This is a genomic window from Fusobacterium sp. DD2 (genome assembly GCF_018205345.1).
Taxonomy (GTDB): domain Bacteria; phylum Fusobacteriota; class Fusobacteriia; order Fusobacteriales; family Fusobacteriaceae; genus Fusobacterium_A.
The window spans coordinates 1-18456 of record NZ_JADRHM010000013.1 but is presented as its reverse complement, the minus strand read 5'-3'; the positions used below and the strand labels follow the sequence as shown (position 1 = coordinate 18456).

Sequence of the window (18456 nt, the reverse complement as noted above, 5' to 3'; positions counted from 1 at the left end):
ACCTCCTATTAATCTACTATTCCTTGCATATGTAGAAATTCTTTTTCTTCTCCAATAGTTGTCTGCTCACTGTGACCACTATATACCTTTGTATCCTCTGGAAGAGTACAAAGTTTATTTAAACTGTGATACATGTCATCTCCACTACTTGTTGGAAGGTCATATCTTCCAAAGCTTCTTCTGAACATTGTATCTCCAGAGATAAGAAGTTTAGCTTCTGGACAATAGAAACATTTTGATCCTATTGTGTGACCTGGAGTGTCAATTACTTCAAATTTGCCTATTTTATCTCCTTCTTTAACAGTGATATAATCTCCTGCATAACAGAAATCCTCTCCAGTTATATAAGCAATTAGACTTAAATCACTTCTGTATAAGAAATCTTTATCCTCTTCTCCTATATATACCTGAGCATCTGGATATTTTTCTTTTATCTTATTAAGACCTGCAATATGATCTCCATGCCCATGAGTAAGTACCATATATTTTAACTTTAAACCATTGGCCTTAATAAAAGTCTCAAGTCTATCGAAGTTTTCTCCACCACAATCGAAAAGGTATGCCTCTTTACTGTCATCCCATACAAGGTAACAGTTAGTCATAAGGCTTCCTAAATAAAAAATCTGTATATTCATTATACCTCCTAATTATTCTCAATATTTAATAAATAACTCTATTATTTTTTAATTAAAACATTTATATTAACTATTTTACCGAATTATATTATATCATCAATTTTGATTTCTGTTAACTGTTTATTTATTGGTATCTTCTCATACTCTACTTAAAAAGTTATCATTCATAATTGACATATCATTATACTTTATTTCTACTTTTCTTGTCAAAAAATAATCTTTGGTGTATAATTTTTCTTAGTAAATAATATTTGTTTAGGAGGAATTTATTTTGAATATTGTCTTATATAATCCTGAAATTCCATATAATACTGGAAATATTGGAAGAACATGTGTACTTACAAATTCAACACTTCACTTGATAAAACCACTTGGATTTTCTCTTGATGAAAAACAGATTAAAAGAGCAGGGCTTGATTATTGGCATCTTGTAGATCTTAAAATCTGGGAATCATTTGAAGAATTTTTAGAAAAAAATCCAGGAATAACACTTTACTATGCTACAACTAAAACAAAACAAAAATATAGCGATGTAAAATTTAAAGATTCAGATTTTATTATGTTTGGACCTGAATCAAGAGGTATACCTGAAGATATACTTCACAAAAATCCTGAAAGATGCATCACTATACCAATGATACCAATGGGAAGATCACTTAATCTGTCAAACTCTGCAGCTATAATACTGTACGAAGCTCTTAGACAGACAAATTTTGATTTTGACCACAGTCAAGTGGTAAGTAAATGAGAGTACTAGGGATTGACCCAGGAACTGCTATTGTTGGTTTTTCAGTTTTAGATTTTGAAAGAAATAAAGTTAAGGTTATGGATTATGGTTGTATCTTTACTGATAAAGATATGCAGATGGAAGATAGGCTCTGTAAAATATATACTGAACTTACTGAAATTATTAAAAAATATGAGCCTACAGATATGGCTGTTGAAGAACTTTTCTATTTTAAAAATAATAAAACTGTTATATCAGTTGGTCAGGCTCGTGGAGTAATTGTCCTTTGTGGAAGGCTTAACAACCTCAATGTACATAACTATACCCCACTTCAAGTAAAAATCGGTATAACTGGTTATGGAAGAGCTGAAAAGAAACAGATACAGCTTATGGTAACAAGAATTTTAAATCTTGAAGAGATACCTAAACCAGATGATGCTGCTGACGCACTTGCTGTTGCTATTACACATATAAATACGGCAAGATCTGGAGCATTTCCAAGAGAACTTGCAGGTACAATTAGTAAAAAAGGATTAAAAAAAGAAAAACTAACTGCTCAAGAGTATAGAAAACTCATTTTAAACAGATAGTTTTTCTAGTTAGAAGATGCTGATATCAGCATCTTTTTTATTCTTCTGGATCAGCCATTACCTTAACTACAGCAAACCCTAAAAGTCTGCAGAAAGAGAAGACTGTTTCCTGTACAACATGGTGCAATGCGTAAAACCCCTTAGCAAAGACAATTGTTGAAACAGGAGATTTTGGGATATTGCTATAAGCATCCCTTAAAAATTCACCCAAATCCTCAGAAAATTTTTCAACCTCTCCATCATCTAAGAATACCTCTCCTAAAACTGCCAATGTATTGTCATGAAAAATCTTATACAGAGCAGTTCCTTTATACCCAGTAATCTCTAAAGTAAAATTCTTTAGACCAACTGGACTTAGTGAAAGAAGTTCCTTATGCTTAAAAAGATTTTCCCTATTCTTCTTAAGCTCCTGGTACATACTTTCGATAGCTGGCTCCATTATAAGAGAAACCGGCTGTTCAAACCCCTTTTTTGTTAAAGGATTGTAGATATTCATTTTAGTCAGATTCATAAAAATTCACCCCTATATTGCATATTGTGTATTATACATTGTGTAATAAAACCCTTTTAATTCCATTAATTTTTTATGTGTTCCCTGTTCTATTATTTTCCCATCTTTTAAAACAAGGATTAAATCTGCATTTTTTATAGTTGATAATCTATGTGCTATTACAAAACTTGTTCTATCCTTTATAAGTTTTGACACTGCTTTTTGAAGTCTCAATTCAGTACGTGTATCCACACCACTTGTAGCTTCATCAAGTATCAAAAATTTAGGATTTGAAGCAATTATTCTAGCTATAGTTATCAGTTGTTTTTGACCTTGTGAAAGTATCATATTATCCTCACTTATCATTGTATCATAACCTTGAGGATATTTGCTAATAAAATCGTGTGCACAGGCTATTTTAGCACTTTTAATTATATCTTCATCAGTTAAATTTTCATTTCCATATCTGATGTTATCCCTTATAGTTCCTGTAAAGAGCCAACTGTCCTGCAATACCATTCCAAATAATTTTCTAATATCTGATTTTTTATATTCTTTTACATCTACACCATCTAGAAGTATCTTTCCTGATGAAATATCATAAAATCTCATTAGAAGGTTAACTATTGTAGTCTTTCCGCCCCCCGTTGGTCCAACTATTGCAACAGTTTTCCCCTCTTTTGTTTTAAATGAAAGGTCCTTTAAAACAGGTGAGTTATCATTATAACCAAAATTTACATCTTTAAACTCTATATTTCCCTGCACTTTACTAAGATCAAGTTCTCTATCTCCACCTTCATCATCTTCAGGGAGATCCATAAATCCAAAAAATCTCTCAGAACTTACAAGAACAGTCTGAATAATATTATATGCTTCAGATATACTTGCTATAGGTCTATTGAAAAGTTTTGAATATATTATAAAACTTGAAAGCTCTCCAAGATTTATTTTTCCCTGAAGCATAAATACAGCTCCAGTAAAGATAATAAGTGAGTATCCTATATTATTTATAAAGTTTAATGTTGGAAAGTTAAACCCTGAAAAGAAAATAGCTTTTATGGCATTTTCCTTATAGGCACCATTTAACTCCCTAAATTTATTTATTGCCCTCTCTTCATAAGAGAAAGATTTAACTTCTGCCTGTCCAGTTAAAATTTCATCTACATAACTATTTAGACGTCCTAAAAATTTTTGCTGAACTCTTCTTTTTTCCTTACTTTTTTTAGTTATCTTCTTTAAGAAAAATCCTGATATTGCTACAAGTATCATCTGTATAAGCGTAAGAGATGGACTTATATATATCATAATTGCAAGAGCTATTGATATAGTTAGAAGATTTACTATTATTCTGGTTCCAATTTGTGATAAAGAACTGCTGATATTATCTATATCATTTATAACAATAGTCATAATATTTCCCTGAGCCATGGTATTAAACATCTTTAAAGGAAATTTATGCATCTTTTTAAAAGCATTCTGTCTCATTGCATTTACTATCTCCTGAGAGATATTATTCATTTTAATATTCTGGGTCAGGGATAAAAATGCTCCACCAATATATGTAAATAGCAAACATAAAGAAATTTTTCCTAAAAATATAAAATTTTCTCTATCCATATCTATATGTATCTGATTTATAGCTTTTCCCACCAGATAAGGCCCAATCAGTGTTAAGACGTTTCCAATTATTGCCAGAAAAACCATAAAAAGAAATTTGTATCTGTACCTATACAAATATGGAATCAGTTTTTTAAATACAGTTCTATTCTTCATCGTAACACTCTCCTGTTATGCATATTTCCTGTGACTCGCATATCTCTTGATAAACAGGACAGCTTTTTATAAGATTTTCATGAGTATCAAAGCCAGCTATTTTTCCATTATCCATTACAATTATCCTATCCATTTTTATAAGTGATGAAATTTTAGGTGAGATAGTAATAGTTGTGGCTTCTTTCATATATTCTGAAAGCTCTTTTTTAAGGTTGTATTCAGTTATAAAGTCAAGAGCACTAAAACTATCATCAAATATAAGGATATCTGTTTTTTTAAGAAGAGTTCTAGCAATGGAAATTCTTTGCTTCTGCCCTCCAGAAAAGTTGTTTCCACCCTTTGTAACATCGGTATCATAGCCATCTGGAAGTTTTTCTATAAACTCTCTTCCCTGAGCTATATGACATACCTTTTCCACACTTTCATGTGTTGCATTCTGATCTCCCCATTTAATATTATCTTTAATACTTTGAGAAAATAAGAAAGTTTTTTGAAGCACAATACCAATTTTATTTCTTAATTTTTTTTCTGAATAGTTCTGAATATTCACTCCATCAACTAAGATTTCTCCCTTACTTACATCATAAAATCTGGGAATTAGAGAAACTAAAGTGGATTTTCCAGAACCTATTCCACCTATAATTCCAATATGTTCTCCTCTTTTTATGTTTAGATTTATATTATCTAAAATATAGTTATCTCCCTTGTTATATGAAAAACTTACATTTTTAAATTCAATAATATCATCACAGTTTTTATCTTCCTCTTCGCTTTGAGGAGTTATTTCTATCTTTTCATCTACAATCTCTTTTACTCTTCCATAAGATATACTTGTTCTACTATAAAGAGTAAATAAAAATGAAAGAGCATTCATGGAAAATACAATCATATTCAGGTAATTTATAAAGGCTACTACCTCTCCAACCTGTAATTTTCCATAGTGAACTCTTATTCCACCAAACCATAACACTGCTACTACTCCAATATTCATTATAAGAGTAATAAATGGAAGCTTACTAAGCATTAAGCTATCTGCTTCAATTGTCTGATTTTGTAATTCATCACTTTTTTCAGAAAATCTTGTATCCTCTATTTTTTCTTTGGAAAGGGCTTTAATAACCTTAAGCCCTGAAAGATTCTCTCTCAATATCAATGTTAAAGCATCCAGTTTTTTCTGTACAACAGCATAAAGTTTAAAAGATTTTTTTACATAAAAAGTTGTAGAAAAGATTATCAGTGGAGCTACAACTAAAAATATAGTAGATAGAACAGGATTTATTATGACAGCCATTATAACTGCCCCTATTCCTGTTGTAAGTCCTCTTAAAACCATTCTTATGCACATAAGAAACATAGTAGTAATCTGGTCCACATCTTTTGTTATTCTGGTAATTAATGAGGCCTGAGAGTATTTATTCAATTGATTAAATGAAAAATGCTGAATTTTAGTAAATATACTATCTCTCAGATTAGCTCCAAATGATTGTGAAGCCATACATGAAAAATAGTTACATAAAATAGCACAGCAATACCCTAAAGCAGCAAGGCCAATCATTTTACCGCCCATATGTAATATATAATTAAAATCTCTATTTGAAACACCAATATCTATTATCTTAGCCATAATAAGTGGCAATGTAAGGTCTGCAAAAGCCTCTCCCATCTTAAAAAGAGCAGCAATAAAACCTTTTCCTAGATAAGGTTTGAAATATTTAAACATCAAATCCTCCTGATAAAATTCTTTGTGTAAAAGTTGTTTTTTTAATTTTAACATAAAAACTAGACAAATAATAGCATAAAAAAACTAATTTCATTGCCAAAAACTGTACAATTATATATTTTTTTGCACTTCAAATACCTAAAAATTGTAGCTTTGATATATCTTTACTAAAAAAGTAATAAATAATTCTTGACTTTTTTTATAAGGTAATATATAATTCAGTTATCCTTTCTTTTAAAGTATTTTAATTTACTCAATAACGTAATATAAAAGCTGTCAGTGTGCATTTGAAAATCTGGCAGCTTTTATATTTTTTGAAGATATTCTATTAAACTGAAATTTGATTAATTTTGCCTTAGAAGTATTTTGATATAGAAAATATTTGTAAATTTAAAAATAATTCTTGACTTTTGCACTAAGGTAATATATAATTCAATTAATCCTTTCTTTTAAAGTATTTTAATTTACTTAACACGAACAAAATACAAAAGCTGTCAGTGCATTAAAAAATCTGACAGCTTTTGTATTTTTTGAGATATTTTTTTAAAAATTAAATATTTTTATCACAGCAGGCAATAAAACAGGAACTATAATAGACATCACAAGCCCTGAATAAAAACCAACAATGGATATTCTTGGTGGATTACTTCTATTTATGATAGGTAACACTGAATCCATCGCTGTAGCTCCAGCTGTTATAACAGATTCATAAGGCCCTATTTTTTTAGCTATTAATGGAACAAAGACTATTGAAAAAAGTTCTCTAAACATATTGGATAAAAATGTTACCCCTCCCAAATATGCACTGAACTTTCCAACCTCTATAGCTGAAAAAGAATACCATCCAAGACCAGCTGCTACAGTTATACACTCTTTTATATTAAGAGATAACACAGTAGCTGCCACAGCCCCTCCAACAAGAGAACCTATAGTTCCTACAACTGGAAGGAAAAAAACTTTTTTACTCATCATTCTAAGATGTGTCATTACATCTTTATTGTATCCTATATCAACTCCAACAAAAAACAGAAGTAAACATAGTCCAATACTGCTCAATGGATTTGCATAATAGATAAGAGTATCAACTCTATAGAAAATTCCCAATACAATTCCTATTACAACTGATAATACTATTCCAATCATTTTATCTATCCCCCTTATAAAAAATATGTACAAAGAGGATACTGAATCCAATGCTGAATGCAGCAATTACAAGTGATTGAACTCCTAATTTATCTATATCCGCCAGTAATTTATCATCACTTCCCAATTTATATCCTAAAACTCCAAGCAAAAACATAAGTGAAAAATTTTGAAAATGCTGAAGTTTATTTTTCATTCTATTTGGAATAAATCCTTTTCTTGCAAGAAAAATTCCAATCCCCATTATAACAATATATAAAAGTATTGTTGTCACAAAAATCCCCCCAAATTATTTTGTTACTGTAAATTTATACCTTGTCTCCTGTATATAAGGTTTTTCAGGTGATGTAATCACCGCTTTTTCTGGTATAAAATTTAAAGCATCTGCATAGTTCTGTGTCTCAAAACATATTCCCATATGTTTTTTACAACATACTTTGCTATTCAAATTTCCTACCTCATGAAGATAGTTTCCTGTATAGATTACAACTGCTGGTTGATCAGTTTCCACTTCAAGAACTCTTCCGCTCTTTTGATCTTCAAGTTTTATTAGAGGACGTTTTCCACCTTCACTAAAAATAAATGGATGGTCAAGTCCATTATTCACTATTTTTATCTGCTCATCATCTGCATCTAATGAAGTTTTCAATATCTTTCCTTCTCTGAAATCAAAAGGAGTTCCTTCAACAGAATTAATTGATACTGGTAATGTTTCTTTATCAACAGCAATAAATTCATCACAGTTTAAATATAAAGTCTCATCTTTAATATCTCTTTTAAAATCTCCACTTAAATTAAAGTATGAGTGATTTGTAAGATTCAGATAAGTTTTTCTATCACTTGTTCCTCTATAGCTTAATAACAACTCATTTTTATCAAGGGTATATCTCACTCTTACCTCTACATTTCCAGGAAAACCTTCATCTAAATGCAGACTTTTTATTACAAGCTCTAAAGCAGGTTTTTCTTCTGTTCCAACATCATATGCTTCCCATATTCTATGACTGAAATTATCAATTCCTCCATGAATACTATTTTCTCCAGAATTTTTTACAAGAGGATATTCCTGTTCATCAATCTTAAGAAGTGCATTTTTAATCCTTCCTGCATTTCTTCCTACTACTGCTCCAAAATATGGTGATCTTTCTTCATAGTCTTTTATAGTTTCAAGATTTAATACTACATCTTCAAATTTACCATCTTTATCTGGTGCTGAAATTCTTCTAATCACTGCACCATAATTTAAAACTTCTACTTCTAAAGAATCATTTTTTAAAGTATAAAGATATACCTTTTCACCTTTTTTGGTAGTTCCCCACTCTTTTCTTATAATGTTCATTTCCTCACCTTCCCCATTCTATCTATTTATCAAAATTTACTCTTCCATACTTTACATTCTTAGCTCTAAATGGAAAATAGATTATATATGTAAGTATTATATAGATTAATTCTACCACTACAATATAATATGGCCATTCTCCAAAATATGATAATGGCGATGTAAATTCAGGTACTCTATTTACAAATAAATAGTTTGTTCCAAGTTCTTTATTAATAAAATATATTATTAATGCGATAACATTGAGACTGATAAATGATGAAAAATATCCAAAAAGTGTCGGTCTATAATTAAAGAATATATAGGCATAAACTACCCCAAATATAATATAAAAATGAGTTATAAAAAAGCTCAATGTTACATAATTTGGAAATGATGCTGTTACATAATTTGGAAATGATGCTGTTACATCAGGTGTTACAAGTGCAAATACCGCTCCTAAACTCCAATAATAACAAGGCTGAAATAATTTCTTAGAGCATGTAAGCATCATAACTATAACAAATATAAGAGCTATATTACATAGATGCAAAGGCAAAAGTTGCGTCAATTTCTCCCCATTAACTATGTGTCTATAACACAATTCCACTATTTTCACTATCAATACCAATAATGCAGTAAATCTTGCAAAGTGCTTTCTATCAAGAAAAAACCCCATTATTATAAGTACGAAACTTATAATAAATCCACTTGCAACCATCATCAAATGCTGTGTTCCAAAAAGTATAAACTTATTCATACTGCCTCCCCTATTTATGAAATCCTAAATCTGCTGGATTGTAATCTCCAGAAATATGTTCTACTGTTCCACCAGTTTTTTCAAACTCTTTTCTGGCTTTTACAACTTTATCTATTAATTCAACAGTTTCATCTGGAAGATTGTTTCTCTTGCAAATTCCCTTAGACCAGAAAAAAATAACAAGATTGCTGTCTCCAAATATAAATCTGCATTTTGACTGCTTTGCTATATCAAGAGCAAGATATAATCCTAAAAGTTCTCCATAATTATTTGTTTTATCTTTTCCTAAATGTATATTTCCAAACTCATTAACCTTGCAACCTACTGTGTTAAAATGTAGAAGTGATTTACCAGTTACATCTGTAACTCTTGTTTCTACACCTATACCACGACCAGTACCAGCATCAAAATATATACCTTCAGGAAGATTTTTCTGAACTTCTTTTTTCACTGCTGCTTTCTTTTCATACTCAGCTCCTGCATCAAGCCATTCCTGAGCATCCTGCTCTGATGAAAACCCCTTATATCTGGCTTTTCTTCCCTGAACTAAATTTTTACATTCGTCCCAGCTATTTACTATTCCTTTTATATTCCTTTCAACTAATAAATATGCATAAAACTTCTTAGCCACAATTCCTCCTCAAAAAACATCTTATAAGGATATATTATCTCATAAATATGAATTTTACAAATTATTTTGGAAAAAATAAACCCATGTCAAAAAATAGTTGCATAAATAAGATAATTATGATAAAATAATCCCGATATTAAGAAAAGTTTTTGTAGGAAGGTGAAAAAATGAAAAAAGGAATTCATCCAGAATTTAAAGTAGTTACTGTTGAATGCAGCTGCGGAGAAAAATTTGAAACAAGATCAACTTATGCAAAGGGAGACGAAATAAAAGTAGCTGTTTGCTCAAAATGCCACCCATTCTATACTGGTAAGGCTAAATTTATTGATGCTGCAGGAAGAGTTGACAAATTCAACAAAAAATATAGCATTAAAAAATAGTTGTTATTTGAAAGAACAGGATGGTAAATCCTGTTTTTTTTATATCTAAAAGGAGGGGAAATAATGATTTTAGACGTTTTAAAAAAAATACGTTCTCACAGAAGTTTTACTGGAAAAGAGATCTCATCAAATGAACTTAGAGCAATGGTAGAAGGAGCAAGATACGCTGCATCTGCTAAAAATTCACAAAAGATAAGATATGCACTTATTTCTGATAAAGAGATGTGTAATAAGGTATTCCAACAATCAAAATTTGCTGGAGCAATCCCTTGGAATCCACAGTTAGATGAATCACCAAGAGGATATATCCTTATGTGTTCAAAAACTCCTATTGAGGGAAATGAAAATCTTTTTTATTTTGATATGGGACTTGCAGCACAAAATATTCTTTTAGTAGCTAATGAGCTTGGATATAATGGTTGTATAGTTGCAGCTTTTAATAAAAAAGAGGTTGAAAAGATAGTAGGACTTAGAGAGGATTACGCATCATATATTTTAATCGCTTTAGGAGAGGCTAAAGACAATGTTACAGTAGTTCCAACAGTACTTGGAAATACTACATATTCAAGAATTGGTAATGAGCACTATGTGCCAAAGTTACCTCTAGACGAAATTATAATAATTGAAAAATAAAAACATAATATAATTTAATATCAATCTCAACATATTAAATATATAACAGAAAGCAGTTGGGTATCTTGCCAACTGCTTTATTTATTTACAGGAGGGTTTAATGCCTACATTTTTAGAAAAAAACAAAGTATTTATTAAAAATCTGCTAATTTTAGCAGTACCTATCATTTTACAAAATCTTATTGGAGCTTCAGTTAACTTACTTGATAACATAATGATAGGAAGTCTTGGAGAAAATGAAATTGCTGCTACTGGAATTGCCAACCAGTATTATATGGTATTTTTTAATACTGCCAATGGATTTATCATGGGAGCAGGAATTTTTATGTCACAATACTGGGGAAAAAGAGATATCAAAAGTATTCACAAATTTATTGGTATATCTCTTGTATTCTCTACAGGTATGGCAATACTATTTGCCATTGGAGCAGTTGTATTTTCAGATAATATAATGCATCTATTTACAAAGGACAGTGTTGTAACTGCTTTAGGTAGAGACTATCTGGTTACAGTTACTCTAAGCTATATATTTACCACTATCTCTCTTTCTTTTGGAATGGCTCTTAGAAGTGTTGGATTTACTAAAATACCTATGTATGGAAGTCTTATTGGACTTGTATTCAACGGAATTCTAAACTATATCTTCATATTTGGAAAATTGGGAATCTCACCTCTTGGTGTAACAGGAGCTGCTCTTGGAACAACTGTTGCAAGATTTATGGAGATGAGCTTTATTCTTGTTACAATATATATAGTACAAAAAAATATGGTAGCAGGAAAAATAAGAGAGATTATGAGTTTTAACCTCTCACTTATAAAAAGATTTTTAATTACTGCCACACCAGTAGTTTTTAATGATATAATGTGGACAGTAGGTTTTACTACATATTTTGTCATATATTCAAGACTTGGAACCAATGCCACTGCTACAATGCAGATATGCAGTACAGTAAACAATGCTTTTAACATCTTTGGAATAGGTATTGCTGTTGCTGCTAGTATCCTTATTGGAAATCAGATTGGAGCAGATGAGATAGATAAGGTAAAAGAGAGTGCAATGAAAATAAGCATTTTTGGAATTGTACTTGGTGTCGTGATTGGAATCTTTTTCTTCATAACAGCTCCTTATGTAACACTTATCTTTAAAATAACTGAGGAGACAAAACGTCACGTTATCCAGGTATTAAGAGTGATGAGTGTTGTTCTTCCATTAAGATTTTATGGAATAGTTCAAATCATTGGAGTCCTACGTGGTGGTGGAGATGTAATGTATGCAATAGGTACTGAGCTTATTGGTGTATGGTGTATAGGAGTTCCTCTCTCTTATCTTGGAGTGGAATATTTCAATGTTTCAATCACAATTGTCTATGCTCTTACATGCCTTGAAGAGGTATTTAAAGTAATTGCAACTACACCTCGTCTACTATCAGGTAAATGGATTAAAAGTCTTGTTAAAGAGTAAAATTTACCATATTTAAGATATTATTGGAGGATTATAGATGAAGGCAATAGGTTTAGTAGTGGAATATAACCCATTTCACAATGGACATAAATACCATCTTAAAAATGCTAAAAAAAATCCTGATGATGTTATAATTGCCGTTATGAGTGGAGACTTTGTCCAACGTGGAGAACCATCTATTATAGACAGATGGACTAAAACTAAAATTGCAATAGATAATGGAGTGGACCTGGTAGTTGAACTTCCTGTATTCTACTCCTCTCAAAGTGCTGAAATTTTTGCAAAGGGAGCAATAGGGATTCTCAACCAATTAAAGTGTGATGAAATTCTATTTGGTTCTGAGAGCGCAGATATAGAAGAACTATCTAAAATTGCTAATTTTCAGGAAAGTCCGCTTTTTAAAGAAAAACTTAAAAGTCGTTTAGATGAGGGATTATCATATCCAACTGCTCATAGTGAAACGATGAATGATGTTTTAGGAGAGACAAGATTAAATTCTAATGATATACTGGGACTTGAATACTTAAAAGCTATTAAATATTGGAAAAGTCCTATTGTTCCTAAAGTATTAAAACGGGAAAAAACAGGTTATTACGATTCAGATGTAATTGATGACTTTGCCAGTGCTACAAAAATAAGAGAAGATATAAAACATAAAATAGATATATCTAAGGTAGTTCCACAGGAGAGTTTCAATATTTTAAAGAATTACATCCATTACACATATATTGAAAATTTTTATCCACTTATAAGATATGAAATTCTTAAAAATCATAAAAATTTAGGTAATATTCAGGATATGGAGACAGGATTTGAAAATAGACTCCATGAAAAAGCTTTAAAATATCAGGATTATCATAAATTTTACAACTCTATAATAAATAAAAGATATACTATGGGACGTACTCAAAGAGTACTTATCCACACTCTTTTAGGTCTCACTGAAGATATCACTTCCTGTGTAAAAAAAGAGGTTCCATATGTAAAAATCATGGGATTTAACAAAAAAGGAAGAGAATATTTAGGATGGCTTAAACAGTTTGAAAATAAAAAAATAATTACAACATATAAAAAAATGCCTGAGATTTTTGATGAAAAAACCTGTGCTCTTATTGAGTATAATGAAAAATGTTCAGAAATCTACAGACTTATAAATCCATATAAAAATTATAAAAGTCCAATTATAAAGAAGGAGGATATTCATGAATAACAGACTTCCATTGAAAGTACAGATTTTTTACGGATTAGGAGTAAGTTATGCCATTGTTGACCAGATATTTGCCCAATGGATACTATACTTCTATCTTCCACCTGAAAGTTCAGGATTAAAACCTATTATGGCACCACTATTTATATCTCTTGCTCTTGTGATTTCAAGATTTGTAGATATGATAACTGACCCTTTAGTAGGATTTATCTCTGACAAGGTAAATACAAGATGGGGAAGAAGAATTCCTTTTATTGCTGTAGGAATAATACCTTTAGCTCTCTTTACAATTGGATTTTTCTATCCACCTATGAATAATCAGAAAAGTGCCTTTATCTATCTTGCAATAGTAGGTTCAATGTTTTTTACTTTCTATACAATAGTAGGTGCTCCATACAACTCTTTAATACCTGAGATTGGTCACACTACAGAGGAAAGACTTAACCTGTCTACGTGGCAATCTATATTTAGACTCCTATACACAGCTATTGCCATGATAATTCCTGGTGTACTTATTAAGTATATCGGACAAGGGGATACCCTTCACGGAGTTCGTGGAATGGTTGTTGCTCTCTGTGTCATTGTAGTTATTGGAGGGCTTATTACAGTATTTTTAGTTCCTGAAAAAAAATACTCACATGGAGAGACTTCAAAAGCAAGTTTTAAAGAGACTATGAAACTTTTATTTAAAAACAGTTCCTTTGTTAACTATCTGTTTGGTCTACTGTTTTTCTTTATAGGTTTTAACAACTTAAGAGCTATTATGAACTATTTCATTGAAGATATAATGGGACTTGACAAAAGTGCTATTACAATAGCCTCAGCACTTCTATTTGGTATGTCAGCTCTTTGTTTTTACCCAACAAACAAACTTTCTAAAAAATATGGATACAGAAAGGTTATGCTTACATGCCTTGGAATGTTAATTGTCTTTACCCTATGCCTATTTGAACTTGGAAAAATGATTCCAACTTCATTTGGATATATTCTTTTTGCTCTTATTGGTATTCCAGTTGCTGGAGCAGCATTTATATTCCCTCCTGCAATGTTAAGTGAAATAGGAAGCAAAATCAGTGATAAAAGTGGAAATAGAATTGAAGGTGTATGTTTTGGAATTCAGGGATTCTTCCTTAAAATGGCATTTTTAATATCTATACTTATTCTTCCAATACTTCTTGTATCAGGAAATGGGGATATTTTAGCAGCTATTACAGGAAAACCTACAGGGGTTGAAAAAACAGGTATATATATGACCTCTATTGCCTCTACAATTTCATTTGTAATATCTTTTATCTTCTATTACCGTTATAAAGAGTAGTGATCCAATGACCTTAATATATCTTATTGCTATTGAGATTACATTTATATTGACACTTCTTTTTATATTGCCACTTTATCTGGCTATCATAGCAGGAATTGGAATAATTGGAACAGTTTTCATCTTTAGAAAGAAAAAAGAGAAACTTCTACTTATAATACCTATTATTTTTTTAATTAGAGCTGCTATGACACTGGATTTTACACAATATAAAAAAGGTGATATCATAACAGTAGCAACACAGATATATAGAGGTCGAGGTAAATTAGATAAAATTAATGGGAAAATTCCATCAACAGCCTCTTATATCCAGACTCGTGAATTGGAAGATGGAAAATATAAAATCAGCGGAGAGATTAAAAAGCTTAACACCAGATACAGAAATAATTATTACGAGATAACACCTTTAGAGATAGATAAAATTAAAGAGAGCTATCTTGAAAAATATTTTAATAATAAAACCAGATCACTTTTAAAAAATAGTGATTTTAAATTAAGAAAAGTATACAGTGCTGTTATACTAGGACAGAGTTATAAACTTCCTAAAGATATGAGAGAGGAGTTTTCCTACATAGGTATTTCTCATCTTATGGCTCTTTCTGGATTTCATATTGGACTTGTAATTGCTATTGCAACCTTTATTATCACTAAGTTTCCATTTTCAAAAAAGGGAAGAAATATATCTCTTTTGCTATTTTTAACACTTTATTACTTGGGAATAGAGCATTCACCATCTCTTACCAGGGCCTATATAATGGCAGGAATATATCTTCTGGGTAATATTCTTTATGAGGATACAGATCTTATGAAATCTTTAACTGCAGCATATGTAATTTCCCTTTTTATAAATCCAATGGATATTACATCACTATCATTTAAACTTTCATATAGTGCAGTCTTTATAATTGCTGGGATATACCCTATTATCAGAGGATTTTTTAATTATAAAAACAAAAAATTTATTGATGGAATAATTCTGATATTTACTTTACAGATTCTACTTGCACCAATTCTAATAAATGAATTTGGAACAATTCAGGTTTTAGGATTTATTTCAAATATCATAGTTGTCCCAGTTGGAAGTTTATTTATCACACTGAGTTTTATTGGACTTCTTATAGAAAATCTACATCTTGGTTTTATTATGATGCCACTTATTAAACTTTCATACTATATTTTTATAAAAATCGTTAATTTATTCAGCAAAATTCCATATATGAGTATCACCATTTCAAAGGGATACCACAATAACTATTTTTATTTTTTCTATTTTGGAATTTTAATTGGAATAATTTATATACATGGAAAAAAGGAGAAAACTACTAATGAGAAACTTTTTAAACGAACTGAAATACGCCAATAGAAATATGAGTACTATTACTAAAATAATACTTGGAGTAATTGTGCTATACATGCTCTTAACCATTAAACATTCTGACATATTTTCTATACCTTTTCTTATAAGTATAGTTGTTCTTTTAACTTCAATATCTCTTCATGAGATAGCTCATGGATTTGCAGCTTACCTTTTAGGAGATAATACTGCAAAATCATATGGAAGAATAAGTTTAAATCCTTTACATCATATTGACCCACTTGGACTTCTTTTTCCAATTTTAATGGCTATTATTCACTCTCCCTTTTTAATTGGATGGGCTAAACCTGTTCCAATTGATTATTCAAGACTTAAGTATGGAAGATTTGGAGAATTTATAGTAGCTATTGCTGGAATACTTATAAACTTTTTAATTTTAATAGCTGCCTGTATAGTGTTAAAATTGTTTTACGGTAAAATAAATTCTTTTTATTTTGGATATACAATAGCTGCTATTTACAAAATTAATATATTGCTTATAGTCTTAAATCTTCTGCCAGTACCACCTCTAGATGGTTCTAAAATCCTTGCAGCAATTGCACCACAATCTTTAAGAGAGATGATTTTTTACTTAGATCGTTTTGGAATTCTAATAATTATTCTTCTAGGTTGGTCTGGAATATTAGATGATGCTATTTGGACTGGTGTAAAGTTTTTTAATACAATAATAAATTATATTTGGTGATTGATATGAATACAATAAAAAAAGAAGCGGTAATTGAATTTGAAGAGAGAAAATCTAAATTTATAGGCTATGCAAAACCTGTAAGTTCTAAAAAAGAAGCAGAGGAATTTATTGAAAAGATTAAAATGAAACATCCTGATGCTACTCACAACTGCTCAGCTTACCAGGTCATAGATGAAGGTCAGGAGTATTTTAAAACTGATGACGATGGTGAACCTAGTGGAACAGCTGGAAAGCCTATGGGAGATATAATAACCTATATGGAGGTTTCAAATCTAGCTGTAGTAGCTACCAGATATTTTGGTGGGATAAAACTTGGTGCTGGTGGACTTATTAGAAATTATGCAAAAACTGCCAAACTTGCCATTCAAGAAGCTGAAATTGAAGATTATGTTGAAAAAAATATCTATATACTGGATTTTCCTTATGAAAGAATTGGAGAAGTAGAAAACCTTTTAGGTGAAAATTGTGAGTACATAGAAAAAGGATACAATGACAGAGTTACCTATAAAGTTAAAATTGATAAACCTACTTTTGATTCATTGAGCAGTATAAAAGACCTTATAACTATTGACCTTTAAAAAAGAGAAACTCTTTATTGTTAATAAAGTAAAGCATATCTGTATAATTTATATTCAGTGTTCTATTAATATAACATTTTGCTTAAAATCTGTATAAAAAATATTATTATTTTTAATATTATTTAACACTTTTTTAACATTCATTAACAAAATATGTAATTTTTTTACATATTATTTCATATTTTTTTCATTTTTTATCTATTTTTTATTGACTTTTTTCACAGAAAGTGATAACATAATTGTAAGGATTACAAATTTATATCAACTTATATAAAATAAGAGTTAAAATGGAGGTCATTATGGAATTTAAAGGAAGTAAAACTGAAAAAAATCTTATGACAGCATTTGCTGGGGAATCACAAGCTACAAACAAATATACTTATTATGCATCTAAAGCAAAAAAAGATGGATATGTACAAATAGCTAAATTATTTGAAGAAACAGCTAACAATGAAAAAGAACACGCAAAATTATGGTTCAAACTATTAAAAGGTGGAGAAATTCATTCAACTATAGACAACCTATTAGATGCTGCTGAAGGAGAAAACTATGAGTGGACAGATATGTACGCTAACTTCGCAAAAGTAGCTAGAGAAGAAGGATTCGATGACATAGCTAGAACTATGGAAGGTGTAGCAAAAATTGAAAAACGTCACGAAGAAAGATACAGAAAATTACTTGCTAACATCAAACAAGATATGGTATTCGAAAGAGATGAAGAAGTTGCTTGGGAATGTATGAACTGTGGACACGTTCACTATGGTAAAAAAGCTCCAAAACTTTGCCCAGTATGTAAACATCCTGGTGGATTCTTTATGATAGAACCTAAAAACTATTAATAGATTATAGCAATTTAAAAGCTCTCCAAATGGAGAGCTTTTTTTATATATTAGGAAATTATAATTTGAATAATAAGATAGAAAGTAGCTGAGAAATAGAATTTCTATATCTTAAAATTGTAAGATGTTGAAAGAAAATTAAAAATTTACAACACAAAAAAACTGATGTTCAATCAGCCTTTTAACCAT

General features: G+C 30.3%; 20 protein-coding genes. 11 read left to right on the top strand and 9 right to left on the bottom strand.

Features of this window, described 5'->3' with window-relative positions:
- Positions 1-8: 8 nt before the first annotated feature.
- Positions 9-635: an MBL fold metallo-hydrolase gene (locus IX290_RS03405; protein WP_211491807.1), complete on the bottom strand. Its 627-nt coding sequence runs from the start codon at positions 633-635 to the stop codon at positions 9-11.
- Positions 636-906: 271 nt separating this feature from the next.
- Between IX290_RS03405 and IX290_RS03400 the strand changes: the two genes are divergently transcribed.
- Together IX290_RS03400 and ruvC are read left to right on the top strand one after the other, a co-directional pair.
- Positions 907-1383, top strand: a complete 477-nt coding sequence (locus IX290_RS03400) for a tRNA (cytidine(34)-2'-O)-methyltransferase (protein WP_211491806.1) — start codon at positions 907-909, stop codon at positions 1381-1383.
- The gene (ruvC, locus tag IX290_RS03395; RefSeq protein ID WP_211491805.1) at positions 1380-1952 is read left to right on the top strand and encodes a crossover junction endodeoxyribonuclease RuvC; all 573 of its coding nucleotides are present in this window, start codon (positions 1380-1382) and stop codon (positions 1950-1952) included. Before IX290_RS03400 ends, ruvC begins: the two co-directional genes overlap by 4 nt.
- A gap of 37 nt (positions 1953-1989) precedes the next feature.
- On the opposite strand, the gene IX290_RS03390 is transcribed toward ruvC, so the two are convergent.
- From IX290_RS03390 to IX290_RS03355, 8 genes are all read right to left on the bottom strand, one after another.
- Complete coding sequence (locus IX290_RS03390; protein ID WP_211491804.1) at positions 1990-2463, bottom strand: hypothetical protein; 474 nt, start codon at positions 2461-2463, stop codon at positions 1990-1992.
- Positions 2464-2475: 12 nt separating this feature from the next.
- Positions 2476-4215: an ABC transporter ATP-binding protein gene (locus IX290_RS03385; RefSeq protein ID WP_211491803.1), complete on the bottom strand. Its 1740-nt coding sequence runs from the start codon at positions 4213-4215 to the stop codon at positions 2476-2478.
- On the bottom strand, positions 4205-5935 hold the full coding sequence (locus tag IX290_RS03380) for an ABC transporter ATP-binding protein (RefSeq protein WP_211491802.1): 1731 nt from the start codon (positions 5933-5935) through the stop codon (positions 4205-4207). Before IX290_RS03380 ends, IX290_RS03385 begins: the two co-directional genes overlap by 11 nt.
- A gap of 543 nt (positions 5936-6478) precedes the next feature.
- The gene (locus IX290_RS03375; protein WP_211491801.1) at positions 6479-7078 is read right to left on the bottom strand and encodes a lysine exporter LysO family protein; all 600 of its coding nucleotides are present in this window, start codon (positions 7076-7078) and stop codon (positions 6479-6481) included.
- A gap of 1 nt (position 7079) precedes the next feature.
- Positions 7080-7352, bottom strand: coding sequence for a LysO family transporter (locus IX290_RS03370; RefSeq protein WP_211491800.1), 273 nt, complete (start codon positions 7350-7352; stop codon positions 7080-7082).
- A 15-nt stretch (positions 7353-7367) separates the two neighbouring features.
- Positions 7368-8417: an aldose epimerase family protein gene (locus tag IX290_RS03365; protein ID WP_211491799.1), complete on the bottom strand. Its 1050-nt coding sequence runs from the start codon at positions 8415-8417 to the stop codon at positions 7368-7370.
- Positions 8418-8439: 22 nt separating this feature from the next.
- A complete protein-coding gene (locus IX290_RS03360) occupies positions 8440-9156 on the bottom strand; it encodes a TIGR02206 family membrane protein (protein WP_211491798.1) in 717 nt (238 codons plus the stop codon).
- A 10-nt stretch (positions 9157-9166) separates the two neighbouring features.
- Entirely contained in the window at positions 9167-9787 is a 621-nt protein-coding gene (locus IX290_RS03355; protein ID WP_211491797.1) for a ribonuclease H family protein, read from the bottom strand.
- Between the two features lie 167 nt (positions 9788-9954).
- Between IX290_RS03355 and rpmE the strand changes: the two genes are divergently transcribed.
- The 9 genes from rpmE (at position 9955) to rbr (ending at position 18267) form a co-directional block, all read left to right on the top strand.
- Positions 9955-10167 (top strand): 50S ribosomal protein L31, encoded by a 213-nt coding sequence (gene rpmE, locus IX290_RS03350; protein WP_211491796.1) that lies wholly within the window; start codon positions 9955-9957, stop codon positions 10165-10167.
- A 63-nt stretch (positions 10168-10230) separates the two neighbouring features.
- Positions 10231-10800: a nitroreductase family protein gene (locus tag IX290_RS03345; protein ID WP_211491795.1), complete on the top strand. Its 570-nt coding sequence runs from the start codon at positions 10231-10233 to the stop codon at positions 10798-10800.
- 100 nt (positions 10801-10900) lie between these two features.
- Positions 10901-12262: an MATE family efflux transporter gene (locus IX290_RS03340; protein WP_211491794.1), complete on the top strand. Its 1362-nt coding sequence runs from the start codon at positions 10901-10903 to the stop codon at positions 12260-12262.
- Positions 12263-12299: 37 nt separating this feature from the next.
- The gene (locus IX290_RS03335) at positions 12300-13472 is read left to right on the top strand and encodes a nucleotidyltransferase (protein WP_211491793.1); all 1173 of its coding nucleotides are present in this window, start codon (positions 12300-12302) and stop codon (positions 13470-13472) included.
- A complete protein-coding gene (locus IX290_RS03330) occupies positions 13465-14787 on the top strand; it encodes an MFS transporter (protein WP_211491792.1) in 1323 nt (440 codons plus the stop codon). The genes IX290_RS03335 and IX290_RS03330 overlap by 8 nt, the downstream gene beginning before the upstream one ends.
- 7 nt (positions 14788-14794) lie before the next feature.
- Positions 14795-16150, top strand: coding sequence for a ComEC/Rec2 family competence protein (locus IX290_RS03325; protein WP_211491791.1), 1356 nt, complete (start codon positions 14795-14797; stop codon positions 16148-16150).
- A complete protein-coding gene (locus tag IX290_RS03320) occupies positions 16113-16847 on the top strand; it encodes a site-2 protease family protein (RefSeq protein ID WP_211491790.1) in 735 nt (244 codons plus the stop codon). Before IX290_RS03325 ends, IX290_RS03320 begins: the two co-directional genes overlap by 38 nt.
- Positions 16844-17428: a YigZ family protein gene (locus IX290_RS03315; protein ID WP_211491789.1), complete on the top strand. Its 585-nt coding sequence runs from the start codon at positions 16844-16846 to the stop codon at positions 17426-17428. The genes IX290_RS03320 and IX290_RS03315 overlap by 4 nt, the downstream gene beginning before the upstream one ends.
- Before the next feature lie 299 nt (positions 17429-17727).
- Positions 17728-18267, top strand: coding sequence for a rubrerythrin (gene rbr / locus IX290_RS03310; protein ID WP_211491788.1), 540 nt, complete (start codon positions 17728-17730; stop codon positions 18265-18267).
- Positions 18268-18456: the final 189 nt, after the last annotated feature.